This is a genomic window from Pseudomonas sp. PDM04 (assembly GCF_014851765.1).
In the GTDB taxonomy this organism is placed as follows: domain Bacteria; phylum Pseudomonadota; class Gammaproteobacteria; order Pseudomonadales; family Pseudomonadaceae; genus Aquipseudomonas.
The window spans coordinates 432,164-450,462 of the sequence record NZ_JACVAI010000003.1 but is presented as its reverse complement, the minus strand read 5'-3'; the positions used below and the strand labels follow the sequence as shown (position 1 = coordinate 450,462).

The 18,299-nt window shown below is 62.2% G+C and carries 13 protein-coding genes and 1 pseudogene; 11 read left to right on the top strand and 3 right to left on the bottom strand.

What is annotated here, in order from left to right; all coding sequences use genetic code 11:
- Window positions 1-30 precede the first annotated feature (30 nt).
- Together IB249_RS14030 and edd are read right to left on the bottom strand one after the other, a co-directional pair.
- Window positions 31-981 carry a glucokinase gene (locus IB249_RS14030; protein ID WP_192305619.1) on the bottom strand — a complete coding sequence of 317 codons (951 nt, stop codon included), beginning with the start codon at window positions 979-981 and terminating at the stop codon, window positions 31-33.
- Window positions 978-2,804 (bottom strand): phosphogluconate dehydratase, encoded by a 1,827-nt coding sequence (gene edd, locus IB249_RS14025; RefSeq protein ID WP_192305617.1) that lies wholly within the window; start codon window positions 2,802-2,804, stop codon window positions 978-980. Before edd ends, IB249_RS14030 begins: the two co-directional genes overlap by 4 nt.
- A 219-nt stretch (window positions 2,805-3,023) precedes the next feature.
- On the opposite strand from edd, the gene gap reads away from it, so the two are divergent.
- The 9 genes and pseudogenes from gap (at window position 3,024) to IB249_RS13985 (ending at window position 13,597) form a co-directional block, all read left to right on the top strand.
- Window positions 3,024-4,025: a type I glyceraldehyde-3-phosphate dehydrogenase gene (gene gap / locus IB249_RS14020; protein ID WP_192305615.1), complete on the top strand. Its 1,002-nt coding sequence runs from the start codon at window positions 3,024-3,026 to the stop codon at window positions 4,023-4,025.
- Between the two features lie 261 nt (window positions 4,026-4,286).
- Window positions 4,287-4,805: an RNA polymerase sigma factor gene (locus IB249_RS14015; protein ID WP_192305613.1), complete on the top strand. Its 519-nt coding sequence runs from the start codon at window positions 4,287-4,289 to the stop codon at window positions 4,803-4,805.
- A gap of 81 nt (window positions 4,806-4,886) precedes the next feature.
- A complete protein-coding gene (locus IB249_RS14010; RefSeq protein WP_192305611.1) occupies window positions 4,887-5,852 on the top strand; it encodes a FecR family protein in 966 nt (321 codons plus the stop codon).
- A gap of 122 nt (window positions 5,853-5,974) precedes the next feature.
- Window positions 5,975-8,566: a TonB-dependent receptor gene (locus IB249_RS14005; protein WP_192305609.1), complete on the top strand. Its 2,592-nt coding sequence runs from the start codon at window positions 5,975-5,977 to the stop codon at window positions 8,564-8,566.
- A gap of 112 nt (window positions 8,567-8,678) precedes the next feature.
- Window positions 8,679-9,287 (top strand): biliverdin-producing heme oxygenase, encoded by a 609-nt coding sequence (locus IB249_RS14000; RefSeq protein ID WP_192305607.1) that lies wholly within the window; start codon window positions 8,679-8,681, stop codon window positions 9,285-9,287.
- A 110-nt stretch (window positions 9,288-9,397) separates the two neighbouring features.
- Window positions 9,398-9,793 carry a YbaN family protein gene (locus IB249_RS13995; protein WP_192305605.1) on the top strand — a complete coding sequence of 132 codons (396 nt, stop codon included), beginning with the start codon at window positions 9,398-9,400 and terminating at the stop codon, window positions 9,791-9,793.
- 231 nt (window positions 9,794-10,024) lie between these two features.
- A pseudogene (locus tag IB249_RS30180) lies at window positions 10,025-11,257 on the top strand (cache domain-containing protein); the annotation flags it as partial.
- 150 nt (window positions 11,258-11,407) lie between these two features.
- A complete protein-coding gene (locus IB249_RS30175; RefSeq protein ID WP_412548011.1) occupies window positions 11,408-12,163 on the top strand; it encodes a methyl-accepting chemotaxis protein in 756 nt (251 codons plus the stop codon).
- A gap of 84 nt (window positions 12,164-12,247) precedes the next feature.
- The gene (locus tag IB249_RS13985; protein ID WP_192305601.1) at window positions 12,248-13,597 is read left to right on the top strand and encodes a CoA transferase; all 1,350 of its coding nucleotides are present in this window, start codon (window positions 12,248-12,250) and stop codon (window positions 13,595-13,597) included.
- Window positions 13,598-13,689: 92 nt separating this feature from the next.
- Here IB249_RS13985 and arcD (IB249_RS13980) read toward each other — a convergent pair whose 3' ends face one another.
- Window positions 13,690-15,117, bottom strand: a complete 1,428-nt coding sequence (gene arcD / locus IB249_RS13980; RefSeq protein ID WP_192305599.1) for an arginine-ornithine antiporter — start codon at window positions 15,115-15,117, stop codon at window positions 13,690-13,692.
- A 459-nt stretch (window positions 15,118-15,576) separates the two neighbouring features.
- Between arcD (IB249_RS13980) and arcD (IB249_RS13975) the strand changes: the two genes are divergently transcribed.
- On the top strand, window positions 15,577-17,004 hold the full coding sequence (arcD, locus tag IB249_RS13975; RefSeq protein WP_192305597.1) for an arginine-ornithine antiporter: 1,428 nt from the start codon (window positions 15,577-15,579) through the stop codon (window positions 17,002-17,004).
- 28 nt (window positions 17,005-17,032) lie between these two features.
- Window positions 17,033-18,289, top strand: coding sequence for an arginine deiminase (gene arcA / locus IB249_RS13970; RefSeq protein WP_192305595.1), 1,257 nt, complete (start codon window positions 17,033-17,035; stop codon window positions 18,287-18,289).
- Window positions 18,290-18,299 lie beyond the last annotated feature (10 nt).

Below are 18,299 nucleotides of genomic sequence, written 5' to 3'. Positions count from 1 at the left end.
GCTCGCTCCCACAGTTGATCGCATTTCAACTCAGGATTGATCGAGCGCCACACCCGCGCCCACCAGCCCGGAATACGGCGCTGTCACCAGCCACACCGGAATGCCCTTGAAGTAATCACTCATGCAACCCTTGTCGGCAAAGCACCGGGCAAAACCGCTTTCGAGAAAGAAATCGGCAAAGCGCGGAACGACCCCGCCGACGATGTACACACCGCCGCGCCCCCCGGTGGTCAACACGTTGTTGCCGGCCACGCGACCCAGCCAGCAGCAGAACTGCTCCAGCACTTCCAGGGCGACCGGGTCGCCTGCCAGGCCAGCGGCCGTGATCGACTCCGGCGTATCCAGCACCGGCTCATGCCCATCCACCGCGCAGATCGCCCGGTAGACGCGCGGCAAGCCACCACCGCTCAGCGCCGTTTCCGCACTGACATGACCGATCTCGTTGAAGATGTGCTGCCACAACTGGGTTTCCCGTGGGCTGCTCAGAGGCAGATCGACGTGACCGCCCTCCCCCGGCAACGCGGCAAAACGGCCGGCACCCAGGTCCAGCAGAGTGCCGACGCCCAGGCCCGTGCCCGGACCGATCACCACGGCCGGGCGCAGCGGTTCCGGCGTGCCCTCGCAGACCACGCGGAATTCGCCGGGCTGCAAACGGGTCATGCCCAGCGCCATCGCCGAGAAGTCGTTGACCAGCAGCAAGCGGTCCACTTGCAGGGTCTGGCAGAACGCCTTGCGACTCAGGCGCCAGTGATTGTTGGTGAACTTGAATTCGTCGCCGCTCACCGGGCCGGCCACCGACAGGCATACCGAGCCGATCGAACCCGACGCCAGGCCGAGCCCGCTCAGGTAGAGGGCAATGGCCTCCTCCGGGCTGGCATGATCGGCCGTCGCCAGGACCTGGACCGATTCCAACTGCTGGTTTTTCCACAACGCGAAACGTGCGTTGGTCCCACCGATGTCACCGACCAAAGCCAGTTTCAATTAAGCGTCTCCAGGGCAGAAGTGAAGGCGCTGGCGCCCTGCTCTGCGGAGCTGAACGCCATGCGCATGAAACCGAACAGCTCGCGACCGGTGCCGATGTTGTTGCCCAACAGGCCCTTGGCCGGCGTGCGTGCGGCGAATGCCTCGGCGTCCACCTTAAGCTCCAGGGTGCCTTTGACGCCATCGACGCGGATGATATCGCCCTCTTGCACGCGCGCCAAAGCGCCGCCCACATACGCTTCGGGGCTGACGTGAATGGCCGCCGGGATTTTCCCCGAGGCACCGGACATGCGCCCGTCGGTCACCAGCGCGACCTTGAAGCCGCGGTCCTGCAGGACGCCAAGGAACGGCGTCATCTTGTGCAGTTCCGGCATGCCGTTGGAGCGCGGGCCCTGGAAGCGCATCACAGCGACGAAATCCTTCTCCAGCAGACCGGCCTTGAACGCATCGGCCAGGTCCTGTTGATCCTGGAAGACCATGGCCGGGGCTTCGACGATCTGGTTTTCCAGCGCCACGGCGGAGACCTTCATCACCCCGCGACCGAGGTTGCCCTCCATCACCCGCAAGCCGCCCTCTGCCGAGAACGCGCGAGCCACCGGACGCAGGATGCTTTCGTCGAGGCTCTCGGTCACGCCTTCGCGCCAGACCAGCTCGCCGTTGTCGAGGAACGGCTCCTGGGTGTAGCGACTCAGGCCATGGCCGAGCACGGTATTGACGTTCTCGTGGAGTAACCCGGCGTCCAGCAGTTCGCGGATCAGGAACGACATGCCGCCTGCTGCCTGGAAATGGTTGATGTCGGCTTTGCCGTTCGGGTAGACGTGGCTCAGGGTCGGCACGACTTCGGAGAGGTCGGCCATGTCCTGCCAGGTCAGTTGAATGCCCGCCGCCATGGCGATGGCCGGCATGTGCAAGGTGTGGTTGGTCGAGCCGCCAGTGGCGTGCAGGGCAACGATGGAGTTGACCAGCGAGCGCTCGTCGACGATTTCGCCGATGGGCATGAAGTTGCCGTTCTGCTGGGTCAGGCGCGTGACCTGATGCGCCGCTTCGCGGGTCAGGGCATCGCGCAGGGGCGTGTTCGGGTTGACGAAGGAGGCGCCCGGCAAGTGCAGGCCCATGACCTCCATCAGCAATTGGTTGGTGTTGGCGGTGCCGTAGAAGGTGCAGGTGCCGGGACTGTGGTAGGACTTCATTTCCGATTCCAGCAGCTCTTCGCGCGTGGCCTTGCCTTCGGCATAGCGCTGGCGCACATCGGCTTTCTGCTTGTTGGAAATCCCCGAGACCATCGGCCCGCCGGGCACGAACACCATCGGCAGGTGGCCGAAGCGCAGCGCGCCCATCATCAGGCCCGGCACGATCTTGTCGCAGATGCCGAGCATCAGTGCGCCATCGAACATGTTGTGGGACAGCGCCACTGCGGTGGACAGCGCAATCACTTCGCGGCTCGGCAGGCTCAGCTCCATGCCCGGCTCACCCTGGGTCACGCCGTCGCACATGGCCGGCGTGCCCCCGGCGAACTGACCGACCGAGCCGATCTCGCGCAGGGCCTTCTTGATCAGTTCCGGGAACACTTCGTACGGCTGGTGCGCCGAGAGCATGTCGTTATATGACGAAACAATTGCGATGTTCGCGGCGTTCATCATCCGCAGGCTGTGCTTGTCCTCGCTGCCGCAACCGGCCACGCCATGGGCGAAGTTGGCGCATTGCAGCTTGCCGCGCATCGGACCGTCGCTGGCGGCACCGCGAATGAGCGCAAGGTAAGCCTCACGGGTGGCACGACTGCGAGCGATAAGCCGTTCGGTGACCTCAAGGACGCGGGGATGCATGTTCAGAACTCCAGGCTAACGGATGTGGCGACCTGATTGTCTATGCTGACCAGGGACCGGTGTCGATGGAATGACAGACGGTGTGCTTGATCATTCGGACCAGTTGATTCAGGTCACTCGTTGTAGATTGAACAAAATATTGCCACTAAAAAGGCTTGTTTTCTATTTTTTTGCGAATAATCTTGTAATTCCAACAACAAATCGACGGCGGCCCTGTTAATGACTCTTCGAATCGCAATCAATGGTTTTGGCCGTATCGGCCGCAACGTCCTGCGCGCACTGTATACCCAGGGCTACCGCCAGGATTTGCAGATCGTCGCCATCAACGACCTGGGCGACAGCGCGATCAATGCTCACTTACTCAAGTACGACACTGTTCACGGCACGTTCGACGCCGATGTCCAGCACGACCAAGAGAGCCTGACCGTCAACGGTGACCGTATTGCGGTCAGCGCCATTCGCAACCCGGCCGACCTGCCCTGGGCTGCGGAAAGAATCGACGTGGTCTTCGAATGCACCGGTCTGTTCACCGACCGGGCCAAGGCCGCCGCACACATTACGGCCGGTGCGCGCAAAGTCATCATCTCGGCCCCGGCCAAGGGCGCCGACGCCACGGTGGTCTATGGCGTCAACCACGACATCCTGCGCCAGTCCCACCAGGTCATTTCCAACGCATCGTGCACCACCAACTGCCTGGCCCCGGTGGCCCAGGTGCTGCACCGCGAGCTGGGGATCGAAAGCGGCCTGATGACCACGATCCACGCCTACACCAACGACCAGAACCTGACCGACGTCTACCACACCGACCCGTACCGCGCCCGCTCCGCCACCCAGAACATGATTCCGAGCAAGACCGGCGCCGCCGAAGCGGTCGGCCTGGTGCTGCCGGAGCTGGCGGGCAAGCTGACCGGCATGGCGGTGCGTGTGCCGGTCATCAACGTGTCGCTGGTGGACCTGACCGTGCAACTCAAGCGCGAAGCGTCGGCCGAGGAAGTCAACGAACTGCTCAGGCAGGCCAGTCAGCATTCGAAAATCCTGGGTTACAACACCCTGCCGCTGGTCTCCAGCGACTTCAACCATAACCCGCTGTCGTCGATTTTCGACGCCAACCACACCAAGGCCAACGGCAAGCTGCTCAAAGTGCTGGCCTGGTACGACAACGAATGGGGTTTCTCCAACCGCATGCTCGATAACTGCCTGGCGCTGTGCAACGCCGAGTAACGTCTCCCAGGCAGGGCATTAGGGGTGGATGCAAAGGTTGTGTTCACCCAGGCCACCTGTGGGAGCGAGCCTGCTCGCGTTAGGGCCGGCACCGCCAACATCGAAACCTCCGGCCGCTTTCGCGGGCAAGCCCGCTCCCAAAGGGCATTCACCCGCTCCCAGCGGTTTTTCGACTTCGTTGAACACCAGCGAAAATCAACACTTGACCACTCGCGCAGATGATAAGCATTATCATCTGATCGAAATGGATCAGGTCTTCCCGTGAGTCAATCGCGCTTCAATCACGTCTTCATCGCCCAGCGGGTTTCGCTGCTGCGCACATTGGAGCGAATGGTCAACAATCACAGCACCGCCGAAGACCTGTTGCAGGAAACCTACCTGCGCGTGACCCGGGCCCTCAGCGAGCGGGCCATCGATCACCTGGAGCCGTTCGTTTTCCAGACCGCCCGTAACCTGGCGCTGGACCATCTTCGGGCGCGGCGCATCCAGTCGCGCACGATGCTCGACGACGTGCCGCCGGACGTGGTCGAAAGCGTCGCCGCGCCGGCCAGCAGTGCCGAGGACGCCGCCCATGCCAAACAATTGCTGGAGCGTTTGAACGTGAGCCTCAGTGAACTCAGCAGCCGCCAGCAACAGATTTTCATCCTCAGCCGCTTGCACGGGCACAGTTATCTGGAAATCGCCGAAAAGCTCGACGTGTCATTGAGCACCGTACAGAAGGAGCTGAAGCTGATCATGGCGATCTGCGTCGGTGTCGCCGACCGGTTGAACCACGACTGAAACCGCCGGGCTTTGCTACTCTTGGCCGCTTTCAGGCCTCATTCATAAAACAGCCGTGCACAGACACTGCGAGGAAACACCGTGACGGACATCCACCACTCTCCGGCGCCCCCTGCGGCGCAGGACCCCGCAAGCGCGATGGACCAGGCACTGGACTGGTTGATCGTGATGGACAGTCCGAGCGCGCAACAGAGCCAGCAGTTCAACGAGTGGCTGGAAGCCTCTGCCCTGCATGCCGAAGCCTACGCCAAGGCCCGGGCGATCTGGGAGGGTCCACAGGTGGCGGAATGCGCACAACACCTGGCGACGCGGCCAGCGAAAGTCACCGTGCTCGCACGCCTACGCCCGCACTGGAAACCCCTGGCCACGGCAGCCGTGCTGATCCTCGGCCTGTTCAGTTTCAGCAACCTGCCCATGCGCCTGCAGGCCGACCACCTGACCGTGGTCGGCGAGCGCCAGCGCGTGCAACTGGAGGACGGCTCGAAAGTCCTGCTCAATACCAATTCGGCGTTTTCCAGCACCATCAACGATCGCCAGCGCGTGGCCCGCCTGTATCAGGGCGAAGCGTTTTTCGAAGTGCCCGCCCATCTCGGCCAGCCGCTGGAAATCGATGCCGGACCGGTCAAGGCCAGCGTGCACGATACCGCCTTCGCGGTGCGCTACCTCGATGGCGTGGCGCAGGTGCAGGTGCAGCGTGGCGATGTCGACTTGCGCGCGACCCGTAACGATGCGCGAATCCGCCTGTCTGCCGGGGAAAGCATCCGCATCGGCCCCAACGGCTTCGATCGCCCGGCCAAACTCGATGCCGCCACCGAACTGGCCTGGGTCCAGGGCCGACTGGTGTTCGAGAACTGCCCGCTGAATCAGGTGCTGGCCGAACTGCGTCGCTACTACCCCGGTTGGATCATCAACACCAACGAGCAGTTGGCCGATGTCACCGTGACCGGCAACTATCGCCTCGACCAGCCGCTGGACGTGGTCCGTTCACTGGCCCACATCACCTCGGCGCGGCTTCAGGAATTCCCGAAGCTGGTGATCCTGAACTGAATGAGAATTATTTTTACTCGATAGCCGACGCCCGTACGTCTCGTTATAGCCAATGCAATTGATTCGCATCTTCGGATGCCTATCTGCACCTATAACAACCCGTGCGACACGGAGCACTATCGATGTCCTCTCGCCTTACTTGCGCCTCTTCCTCTTCGTCCCGCGTCCTTTCCCTGCTGACCGCCGCCATTCTCATGGCCGGCAGCGCACCGTTGCTGGCGGCGACCGCCACCGAGCAGACCCCACGCAACATGGGCGATTACAGCTTTGCCATCGCGCAGCAACCGCTGGTCTCGGCCCTCAATGCCTTCACCACGGTCACCGGCTGGCAGGTGGGCTTTTCGGCCGATCTGGCACAAGGCGTCGCGTCGCCAGGTGTACGAGGGTCCCTGCCGCCGGAGAAAGCCCTGGAACGCCTGTTGGTGGGGACCAACCTGAGCTACCGCAAACTGGGCAACAACAACATCGTGCTCGAACGCCGCACCGGTGCCGACACCCTCAATCTGCAGCAGGTGACCATCAGCGCCACGCGTAACGAGCAGAACGTGAACAGCGTGCCCAGCACCGTCACGGTCCAGACCCGCGAAGAACTGGACCGCAACAACGTCAACAACATCAGGGACCTGGTGCGCTACGAACCGGGCGTGTCGGTGGGTGGAGCCGGAACCCGTGGCGGGATCAGCGGCTACAACATCCGTGGCATCGACGGTAACCGCATCCTGACGCAGATCGATGGCGTGGAAATCCCCAACGGTTTCTTCAACGGGCCCTACGCCAAGAGCCAGCGAAACTATGTCGACCCGGAAATCATCAAGCGCGTGGAGATCCTTCGCGGACCGGCCTCGGTGCTCTACGGCAGCAACGCCATTGGCGGCGCAGTCAGTTACTTCACCCTCGACCCGGATGACATCATCAAGCCTGGCAAGGACGTCGGCGCTCGCCTGAAAACCGGCTACAGCTCGGCCGACGACAGCTGGCTCAAGTCCGCCACCGTCGCCGGGCGTGCCGATCAGTTCGACGGCCTGCTGCACTACAGCCAGCGCGACGGTCATGAAACCGAATCCTACGGCAGCCACAACAGCACCGGCCTGAGCCGCACCACCGCCAACCCCGAAGACGTGCAGGCCTACAACGTACTGGCCAAGGTCGGCTGGAACTACAACGAAGACTCGCGCCTGGGCCTGGTCTACGAGAAGTACAAGGACGACCGCGACACCGATCAGAAAAGCGCCTACGGCGGCCCCTACGACAAAGGCGCGCCGGGGATTCCGGTAAATATCCTGCCCGGCGGCATGTACCAGTGGCGCACCGGTAACGACACCATTACCCGCGAACGTTTCGGCCTGGAGCACAGTTTCGCCCTCGACAGCCTGCTGGCGGACAACATCAAGTGGAGCCTCAATTATCAGATCGCCAAGACCGATCAAAGCACCCTGGAGTACTTCTACCCGATCACCCGCCGGGTCATCCGTAGCCGCGAGACGCTCTACGAAGAAAAACAATGGGTGTTCGACGCGCAACTGGACAAGGCCTTCAGCATCGCCGACACCGAGCACCTGCTGACCTACGGCACCACCCTCAAGCAGCAGAAAGTCACCGGTTCGCGCAGCGGCAGCGGCACGTGCCTGGCGGTCGGCTTGCGTTGCGCCGGTGCGGGGGCCATCAGCTCTCAGGACGTGCTGGTGAAATCCAGCGACTTCCCGGACCCGACCATCAACACCTACAGCCTGTTCGCCCAGGACCAGATCAACTGGGACAACTGGACCTTCACGCCGGGCCTGCGCTATGACTACACCGAGCTCAAGCCGCACATCACCCAGGAGTTTCTCAACACCGTGTCGGCCGACGGTCGCGGCACCGTCAGCAATGAGAAAAAGACCTGGCACAAAGTCTCGCCCAAGTTCGGCCTGACCTACGCCTTCAACGACAACTACACCTGGTACGGCCAGTACGCCGAAGGCTTCCGCACCCCGACCGCGAAAGCACTCTACGGACGTTTCGACAACACCGTGGCCGGCTATCGCGTGGAACCGAACCCGGACCTGGACCCGGAAAAAAGCCAGGGCTACGAAACCGGTCTGCGCGGCAACTTCGAACAGGGCTCTTTCGACGTCGCGGTGTTCTACAACAAGTACCGCGACTTCATCGACGAAGACGCCGTCCGCCCAGGCTATGACGAACCGACCTTCCGCAGCGCCAACATCAAACACGCCACCATCAAGGGCGTGGAACTCAAGGGTCGCCTGAACCTCGACACCCTTGGCGCACCGCAGGGCCTTTATACCCAGGGCTCGATCAGCTACCTCTATGGCCGCAACAACGACACCGGCCAGCCGATCAACAGCGTCAACCCGCTGACCGGCGTGTTCGGCCTCGGTTACGACCAGGACAACTATGGCGGGTTGCTCAGTTGGACGCTGGTGAAGAAGAAAAATCGTGTCGACGATACGACCTTCAAATCACCGGATGGCTACAGCAGCCAGTTCAAGACACCGGGCTTCGGCATCCTCGACCTGAGCGCCTACTACAAGGTGACCGACGATGTGACCGTCAGCGGCGGTGTCTACAACCTGACCGACAAAAAATACTGGCTGTGGGATGACGTGCGCGGTTACGACGGCGTCGGCGAGGCCGCGGCCGTGAGCCCCGCCAACCTCGACCGCCTGACTCAACCGGGTCGCAACTTCGCGGTCAACCTGGTCTGGGACATCTGATCCTGAATACCTCGCTGTGCGGTTTTCATCGAGCCGCACAGTGAGTTTTTTTACTGTCAGGCGTCTTCTTGTACGTCTCGTTACCAAGCCCCCTCTTCTTGCAGGATATTTCATGACGACCCAGGACACTGCTCAACGCCCTGCCTTGCGTTCGCAACGCTTGAACCAGATCACCCACGAGCCTCACAGCAAGCTGGACGCCCTGGTCAAAGCCCACGCGCCCTTCGAGACCTCGGCCAATTTCGCCCGCTTCGTGGTCGCGCAGTACCTGTTCCAGTCGGAACTGGTGGCGCTGTACAACGACCCGGAACTGGTTGCGCTGGTCGGCGACCTGCCCGCGCGCTGCCGGGCCGAGGCGGCCAAGGCCGACCTGGCGGACCTCGACACCGAAGTGCCGGCACCGGTCGCCGGTGCGGTGAACAACCCGAGCAAAGCCGAGGCACTGGGCTGGCTCTTCGTCTCCGAAGGCTCGAAACTGGGCGCGGCATTCCTGATCAAGCGCGCCGTGGGCCTTGGCCTGAGCGAAACCTTCGGCGCCCGCCACCTCGGCGAACCGGCCGGGGGTCGTGCGCAAGGCTGGAAAACCTTCGTCAAGACCCTGGATGAGCTGGAACTCAGCGCCGACCAAGAAGCCGAACTGGACAAGGGCGCCATCGACGCGTTCAACCGTTTCACCGTATTGTTGGAACAGGCTTACGCCACCACCCCCGAACCCGTCTGAGAATAAACACCTGTGGGAGCGAGCCTGCTCGCGATGGAGATTTAACATTCACCTTCGCAGTGACTGGAAAATCGCCATCGCGAGCAGGCTCGCTTCCACAAGGAACCCGCATGCCCCAACGTTCACCCTCAAAACTCGCCCGCCTCCTGTACGGGGCACTCGCCTACACCAGCCTGGCCATCGGACTGATCGCCATTGTCGTACCCGGCCTGCCGACCACCGAATTCATCCTGCTGGCCGCCTGGGCCGCCACGCGCAGTTCGCCGCGCCTGAGTGCCTGGCTGGAAAACCATCGGTTGTTCGGGCCGGTCCTGCGTAACTGGCGCAATGGCAAGGTCATCGCGCGACGCGCCAAGGTCAGCGCCACCGCGAGCATGCTGCTGTGCGCCGGGTTGATGCTGGTCATGCTCGACCATGGCTGGCCGATCTACCTCGCCATCGCGGGCATGAGCCTGGGCAACCTGTGGATCTGGACCCGACCGGAGTCCCTGCCGCAAGGCTGCTGAACCCGAACGTCCCGGTCATTTTCCCCGCCGCATACACCCTGCTTTTTCCCGTTTTTATCAGTCTTTTCGGCACATTTCCCCGCGCAAACGTTCAACTACGACCGTTCGTCGGCAGTGGACTCATGCGCTTCTCCGGCACGCCGATGTGCAGTCAATGGCGCTGAATGGATTTGGCGAACCGGGTCGGGCTTCGACTCACGTCATCACTTCATTCCTACTTGAGTTCGTCCCATGTTCGACTCCCTGTCCATTCGCCTGAAAATCGTCCTGCTCTCCGGTCTCTGCCTGCTGGGCGTGGTCATGCTGATCGTCGGCATGAACTTCTACCAGACCAACCAGAACGATGAGCTGGTCAGCGCTTCCAGCAGCAAGATGCTCACCGACAGCGTGCAGGAACGACTGCAGGCCAAGGCCGCCGAGCAGGCGGTGCGGCTGCAGAAGACATTCGGCGAAAGCCTGCTGGTGGTCACTGCCCTGGCCGACCAGATCAGGGACATGCGCACCATGGCCGCCAAGCGGTCGCTCGAAGCCGGTGCCGTGCGTGAAGAGTTGAACCAGAGCCTGAAAACCGCGTTCGAGCGCAACACCCGGGTACTGGGCATCTGGCTGGCGTTCGAACCCAATGGCCTGGATGGCAAGGACAGCGAGTTCGCCAATGACGCCGCTCGACAGTCCAACGAGATCGGACGTTTCGCCAGCTACTGGAGCCGTGCCGGCGGCGAAGGGATCAACACGATCATGGTCGAAGACGACATGACCAAGACCACGCAGAACATCAACGGCACGCCCTACAACAGCTGGTACACCTGCCCTCGCGACAACCGGCGCGTCTGCCTGCTGGACCCCTATGCCGACACTGTCAACGGCAAGGAAATGCTGATGACCACCATTTCCCTGCCGCTGCTGGTGGAGGGGAAAGCCATCGGCGTCGTCGGAATCGACATCGCCCTCGATGCCCTGCAAGCGGCGGCGGTCGACTCCCAGCGCGAGCTGTTCAACAACGCCGGGCACATGCTGATCGTTTCCGGCAGCGGCGTTCTCGCCGGCTACGGGGCCGACGCGGGCAAGGTCGGTAAAAACATCAGCGACGCCCTGGGCGCAGAAGGCAAGGACATCCTGCAACTGCTCGGCGCCGGGACAGCGAAAATCCTCCAGCAGGGCGACCTGATCCGCGCGGTCTACCCGGTCAGTCCGATTCCCGATGCCAACGCCTGGGCGGTGGTCATCGACTTGCCCAAGCAAGTGCTGCTGGCCGACTCGGTGAAATTGCAGGCGGTCCTTGATGACGCCCAGCAAAGCGGCACGATCCAGGCGGTGTCGGTGGCGGTTGTCGCCGGCCTGATCGGCCTGCTGTTGATCTGGCTGACGGCGTCGGGTGTGACCCGGCCGATCAACAGCGTGGCGCAGATGCTCAAGGCGATCGCCAGCGGCGACGGTGACCTGACCCAGCGCCTGCACTACAGCAAGAAAGATGAGCTGGGTGAACTGGTCGGCTGGTTCAACCGCTTCCTAGACAAACTGCAGCCGACCATTGCGCAGATCAAGCAGAGCATCACCGACGCCCGGGGCACCGCCGACCAGTCTTCGGAGATTGCCCGCCAGACCAGCGAAGGCATGCAGGTGCAGTTCCGTGAAATCGATCAGGTGGCCACCGCGTCCAACGAAATGAGCGCCACCGCCCACGACGTCGCCAACAGTGCCTCCAACGCCGCCAACGCGGCCAAGGGTGCCGACCAGTCCGCCCGCGATGGCCTGTCGATCATCGAGCGCAGCACCCGCGACATCAACCAACTGGCCGACGAGGTCAGCAAGGCCGTGACCGAAGTCGAAGCCCTGGCGGTCAACAGCGAGCAGATCGGTTCGGTGCTGGAGGTCATCCGCAGCATTGCCGAGCAGACCAATCTGCTGGCCCTCAACGCGGCCATCGAAGCAGCGCGTGCCGGCGAGAGCGGTCGCGGCTTTGCAGTGGTGGCCGATGAAGTGCGCAACCTGGCCAAGCGCACCCAGGACTCGGTGGAGGAAATACGCCTGGTGATCGAACGCATCCAGACCGGCACCCGTGGCGTGGTCGCCACCATGCACTCGAGCCAGACCCAGGCCCACAGCAACGCCGGGCAGATCCAGCAAGCGGTGCAAGCGCTGGGCAAGATCAGCGACGCGGTCACGGTGATCAGCGACATGAACCTGCAAATCGCCAGCGCCGCCGAACAACAGAGCGCCGTGGCCGAAGAGGTCAACCGCAACGTCTCGGCGATCCGCACCGTCACCGAGACCCTGACCGGCCAGGCCACCGATTCGGCGCAGATCAGCAGCCAGCTCAACGCGCTGACCACCCACCAGATGAAACTGATGGACCAGTTCCGGGTGTGAAGCCCCACCGCCGCTCCCACAGGTTTCATCCAGCGCCATCGCTTTTTTGATCTATGATCGGGCTCTCGCTCCGGAGGGCCTTCGATGACTGATTTACTCACGTCCATTCAAGCCGCGCTCGGCTTGCCCCACACCCCGATTCCGTTCACGTCCGAGGGCGCCCTGCCCTCGGCGTTTACCGTGACCGACCTGGCCAGCGCCAGCATTGCAGCCGCCGGTCAAGCCGTCAGCGAGCTGTTGCACCAGGAAAACGGGCGCTTGCCCCATATTGAAGTCGACCGGCGCCTGGCCTCGTTCTGGTTCGCCACCTCGATCCGCCCCACCGGCTGGAGCGTTCCGCCGCTGTGGGACCCGGTTGCCGGCGACTACGCGACCCGGGACGGCTGGATTCGCCTGCACACCAACGCCCCCCATCACCGGGCTGCCGCCGAAAGCGTGCTCGGTGCCTGTGCCGATCGCGCCGCGATGGCGAAACAGGTGGCCGGGTGGAACAAGACCGAACTGGAGCACGCGGTGGTCGCCGCCGGTGGCTGCGCTGCCGAAATGCGCAGTTGGGCGCAATGGCAGGCCCATCCCCAGGGCCAGGCCGTGAACAGCGAGCCGCTGATCGCATTCACCGAAGGCAACCGCCAGCCCACCCAACCTTGGCCAGGTTCGGTGGCGCGACCGTTGTCCGGGCTCAAGGTGCTGGACTTGACCCGCGTGCTCGCCGGCCCTGTCGCCAGCCGTTTCCTCGCGGGGCTCGGCGCCGACGTCTTGCGCCTCGACCCGCCGACCTGGAACGAACCGGGCGTGGTCCCTGAAGTCACCCTGGGCAAACGTTGCGCGCGCCTGGACCTGCACGACACGTCTGATCGCCAGCTGTTCGAAAGCCTGCTGAGGGATGCCGACATTCTGCTCCACGGCTACCGGGCCGATGCCCTGCTACACCTGGGTTACGGTGTCGCCGAACGCCAGGCGCTCGCCCCCGGCCTGATCGACGTCTGCCTGAATGCCTACGGCTGGAGCGGCCCGTGGCAGAACCGTCGCGGCTTCGACAGCCTGGTGCAGATGAGCAGTGGCATCGCCGAGGCCGGCCAGCAGTGGAAACAGGCGGACAAACCGCTGCCGCTGCCGGTGCAGGCGCTCGATCATGCGACCGGCTACCTGATGGCGGCTGCAGCGATCACCCTGTTGACCCGGCGCTTGAACAGCGGGCTGGGCGGGTCGGCCCGACTCTCCCTGGCGCGCATGGCGAGGTTGTTGATCGAGCATGGCGCAGGCACCGACCAACCGTTGCGCCCAGAAGACGAAAACGATCAGGGCCTGGTGGTCGAACAGACCGCGTGGGGCCCGGCGCATCGGTTGCAGGTGCCACTGAAAATCACCGGTACTCCAGTGCAATGGGCGATTGCCGCCGGGGAATTGGGCGCCCATCGTGCGCAATGGTGGTGAATTGACGGGCCCATCGCGAGCCGGCTCGCTCCCACAAAGGGCGGCCCGGTTCAAGTGGAGGAGCGAGCCGGCTCACGATGGCGCACCGACCGTCAAAGCGACAACAGGCCGCTGTACAAGCCATAGGCCGCCAACCCGGCGCCGATGATCACGCAGGTGAAAATGCCTTTTTCAATGTGGGTGAACAGCGGTTCGCCCTGCTCGTGTTTGGCCTTGGCAAACAGAATCACCCCCGGCGCGTACAGCAGCGCCGACAGCAGCAAATACTTCATCCCGCCGGCATACAACAGCCAGACCGCGTACCCCAGGGCAATGCCGCCGATCATCAGGTCCTTGGTGCGTTCCGCCGACGCATGCTCGTAGGTTTCCCCCCGCCCGCTCAACAACACGGCATAGGCCGCCGACCACAGGTACGGCACCAGGATCATCGAGGATGCGAGGTAGATCAGGCTGGTGTAAGTACCGGCGGAGAACAGCGTGATCAGCAGGAAAATCTGGATCATCACGTTGGTCAGCCACAGCGCATTGACCGGCACATGGTTGGCATTTTCCTTTTTCAGGAACGCCGGCATGGTCTTGTCCTTGGCGGTGGCGAACAGAATCTCGGCGCACAGCAGCGCCCAGGACAACAGCGCGCCCAGCAGCGAAATCGCCAGGCCGACGCTGATCAGCAACGCGCCCCAGGGCCCGACGATGTGTTCCAGTACCGCCGCCAGCGAAGGGTTCTGCAGGTTGGCCAGTTCCGGTTGGCTCATGATGCCCAGCGACAGCACGTTCACCAGCACCAGCAGCGCCAGTACCCCGAGAAAACCGATGACCGTCGCCCGCCCGACATCCGTGCGCTTTTCCGCCCGCGCCGAATACACGCTGGCGCCTTCGATGCCGATGAACACGAACACGGTCACCAGCATCATGTTGCGCACCTGGTCCATCACGCCGCCAAAATTCGGATTGCTGCGCCCCCAGATATCACGGGTGAAGACCTCGGCCTTGAAGGCGACCGCGGCGATGACGATGAACATGATCAACGGGACGATCTTGGCCACGGTGGTCAGTTGATTGATGAAGGTCGCCTCCTTGATTCCGCGCATCACCAGAAAATGCACGGCCCACAGCAACACCGACGCGCAGCCGATGGCGACAGGCGTGTTGCCCTGGCCAAACACCGGGAAGAAATAGCCCAGGGTGCTGAACAGCAGAACGAAGTAACCGACGTTGCCCAGCCAGGCACTGATCCAGTACCCCCAGGCGGACGAGAAACCCATGTAGTCGCCAAACCCCGCCTTGGCGTAGGCGTAGACCCCGGAATCCAGTTCGGGCTTGCGGTTGGCCAGGGTCTGGAACACGAAGGCCAGGGTCAGCATGCCCACGGCGGTGATCGCCCAGCCGATCAGGATTGCACCGGCATCGGCGCGGGCGGCCATGTTCTGGGGCAGGGAAAAGATCCCCCCGCCAATCATCGAACCCACCACCAGCGCGATCAGCGCGCTCAGGCGGAGCTTTTGCGTCGGTTGCGACATGCCTGCGTCTCCATTTTCCCGATCGAGCCGGGAGATTAACCATGATCGAGAAACCGTCACATGATGGGATTTAACTAAATAGGGACAGGGTAATAACGTTTATTGAACAACGCCAAAGTTCGCCTCTTATTTATAGCCAATGATTCTATACGCGTTAGCGAAGAGCGTGATTTTGTCGGTTGATTTTTACAAGGCGTTTCAAAATCCAAAAAGCCCGACAAAATTTGCACAAAACGGAAAAAGAACTAGCTTAAAAGTTCGGGTTAAACGCTGTTGTTTCCATTTCATTTGACCAAGGCCTCTGGACAGGGCTTATCCGGCGATTCCCCTTATGCCCTGGAAGGTTTCATAAGCGCTTCATTATCAATGGAATGCACCCATGCACTGATCTATGTCAGACGATTGAATTGCTAACAGATTTATTCTGTTGTCTCTCTTCTCCTGCACTGGAGTCATGCGATGTCTGAAGCTCCCGGAAAACTGAAACTTGGTGCACTTGTTGCGTTGGTTGTTGGCTCGATGATAGGTGGCGGGATCTTTTCCCTGCCGCAGAACATGGCGGCCAGTGCCGATGTCGGTGCCGTGCTGATCGGGTGGGCAATCACTGCGGTTGGCATGCTGACCCTGGCCTTCGTGTTCCAGACCCTGGCCAATCGCAAACCCGATCTGGACGGCGGTGTCTATGCCTACGCCAAGGCCGGATTCGGCGACTACATGGGTTTCTCGTCCGCCTGGGGGTACTGGATCAGTGCCTGGCTGGGCAACGTCGGTTACTTCGTTTTGCTGTTCAGTACCCTGGGCTACTTTTTCCCGGTGTTCGGGGAGGGGAACACCCCGGCCGCGGTGATCGGCGCCTCGGTGCTGTTGTGGGCCGTGCATTTCCTGGTGCTGCGCGGGATCAAGGAAGCGGCGTTCATCAACCTGGTGACCACCGTCGCCAAGGTCGTGCCGCTGCTGCTGTTTGTCCTTATCGCGCTTTTCGCCTTCAAGCTGGACATCTTCACCGCTGACATCTGGGGCGTGAAAAACCCCGACCTGGGCAGTGTGATGAACCAGGTGCGCAACATGATGCTGGTCACCGTCTGGGTGTTCATCGGCATCGAGGGTGCAAGCATTTTCTCGGCCCGTGCGGAAAAACGCAGCGACGTCGGTAAAGCCACCGTGATCGGCTTCATCACCGTACTGCTGTTCCTGGTGCTGGTGAACGTGCTGTCGCTGGGCATCATGACCCAGCCGGAACTGGCCAAACTGCAGAACCCTTCGATGGCGGCCGTGCTGGAACACGTGGTCGGGCATTGGGGGGCGGTATTGATCAGCGTCGGCCTGATCATCTCGCTGCTGGGTGCGCTGCTGTCGTGGGTGCTGTTGTGTGCGGAGATCATGTTCGCTGCCGCCAAGGACCACACCATGCCGGAGTTCCTGCGCAAGGAAAACGCCAACCATGTGCCGGTCAATGCCCTGTGGCTGACCAACGCCATGGTGCAGCTGTTCCTGATCATCACGCTGTTTTCGGCCAGCACCTACCTGTCGCTGATCTACCTCGCCACCTCGATGATCCTGGTGCCTTACCTGTGGTCGGCCGCGTATGCATTGCTGTTGGCGGTGCGTGGCGAGAGTTACGAGAACGCGGCCTCCGAGCGCAGCAAAGACCTGTTCATCGGCGCTGTCGCCCTGATCTACGCGATCTGGCTGATCTACGCCGGTGGCGTCAAATACCTGCTGCTGTCGGCCCTGCTCTATGCCCCCGGCGCGATCCTGTTCGCCAAGGCCAAGCTTGAAGTCAACAAACCGGTTTTCACCAACGTCGAGAAGCTGATCTTCGCGGCAGTCATCGTCGGCGCCCTGGTGGCGGCGTACGGGCTGTACGACGGTTTCCTGACCCTGTAACGATTGTTTTGTCTGGAGGATCACTGTAATGACCACGGAAAAAGTTAAGTACGGCGTACATTCCGAAGCCGGCAAACTGCGCAAAGTCATGGTTTGCTCCCCCGGCCTGGCCCACCAGCGGCTGACCCCGAACAACTGCGACGAACTGCTTTTCGATGATGTGCTGTGGGTGGCCCAGGCCAAGCGTGACCATTTCGATTTCGTCACCAAAATGCGCGAGCGCGGAATCGATGTGCTGGAAATGCACAACCTGCTGACCGACATCGTCGCCATCCCCGAAGCGCTGGACTGGATTCTGGAGCGCAAGGTCACCGGCAACTCGGTCGGCCTGGGCCTGATCAATGAAGTCAAATCGTGGCTGAAAAGCCTGGAACCGCGCAAAGCGGCGGAATTCCTGATTGGCGGCGTGTCCGCCGATGACCTGCCGGACAGTTTCGGCGGCGAGACCATCAAGATGTTCCGCGACTTTCTCGGTCACTCCAGCTTCATCCTGCCGCCGCTGCCCAATACCCAGTTCACCCGCGACACCACCTGCTGGATCTACGGTGGCGTGACGTTGAACCCGATGTACTGGCCGGCGCGTCGCCAGGAAACCCTGCTGACCACCGCCATCTACAAGTTCCACCCGCAGTTCACCAACGCCGATTTCGAGATCTGGTACGGCGACCCGGACCAGGACCACGGCAGCGCCACCCTCGAAGGCGGTGACGTGATGCCGATCGGTAACGGCGTGGTGCTGATCGGCATGGGCGAACGCTCGTCCCGCCAGGCCATCGGCCAACTGGCATTGAACCTGTTCAAGAACAAGGCGGTGGAACGCGTGATCGTCGCCGGCCTGCCCAAATCCCGCGCGGCGATGCACCTGGACACCGTGTTCAGCTTCTGCGACCGCGACCTTGTGACGATCTTCCCCGAGGTGGTGAACCAGATCGTCGCCTTCACCCTGCGCCCTGACGAAAGCAAACCAGGGCACATCGATATCCGCCGCGAACAAAGCAACTTCCTCGATACCGTGGCGGCCGCCCTCAACCTCAAGGCGTTGCGCGTCGTGGAAACCGGCGGCAACAGCTTCGCCGCCGAACGCGAGCAATGGGACGACGGCAATAACGTGGTCGCCGTCGAGCCCGGCGTGGTGATCGGCTATGACCGCAACACCTACACCAACACCCTGCTGCGCAAGGCCGGGGTGGAAGTCATCACCATCAGCGCCGGTGAACTGGGACGAGGACGTGGCGGTGGCCACTGCATGACCTGCCCGATCATCCGCGACCCGATCGATTACTGATTTCTGGAGA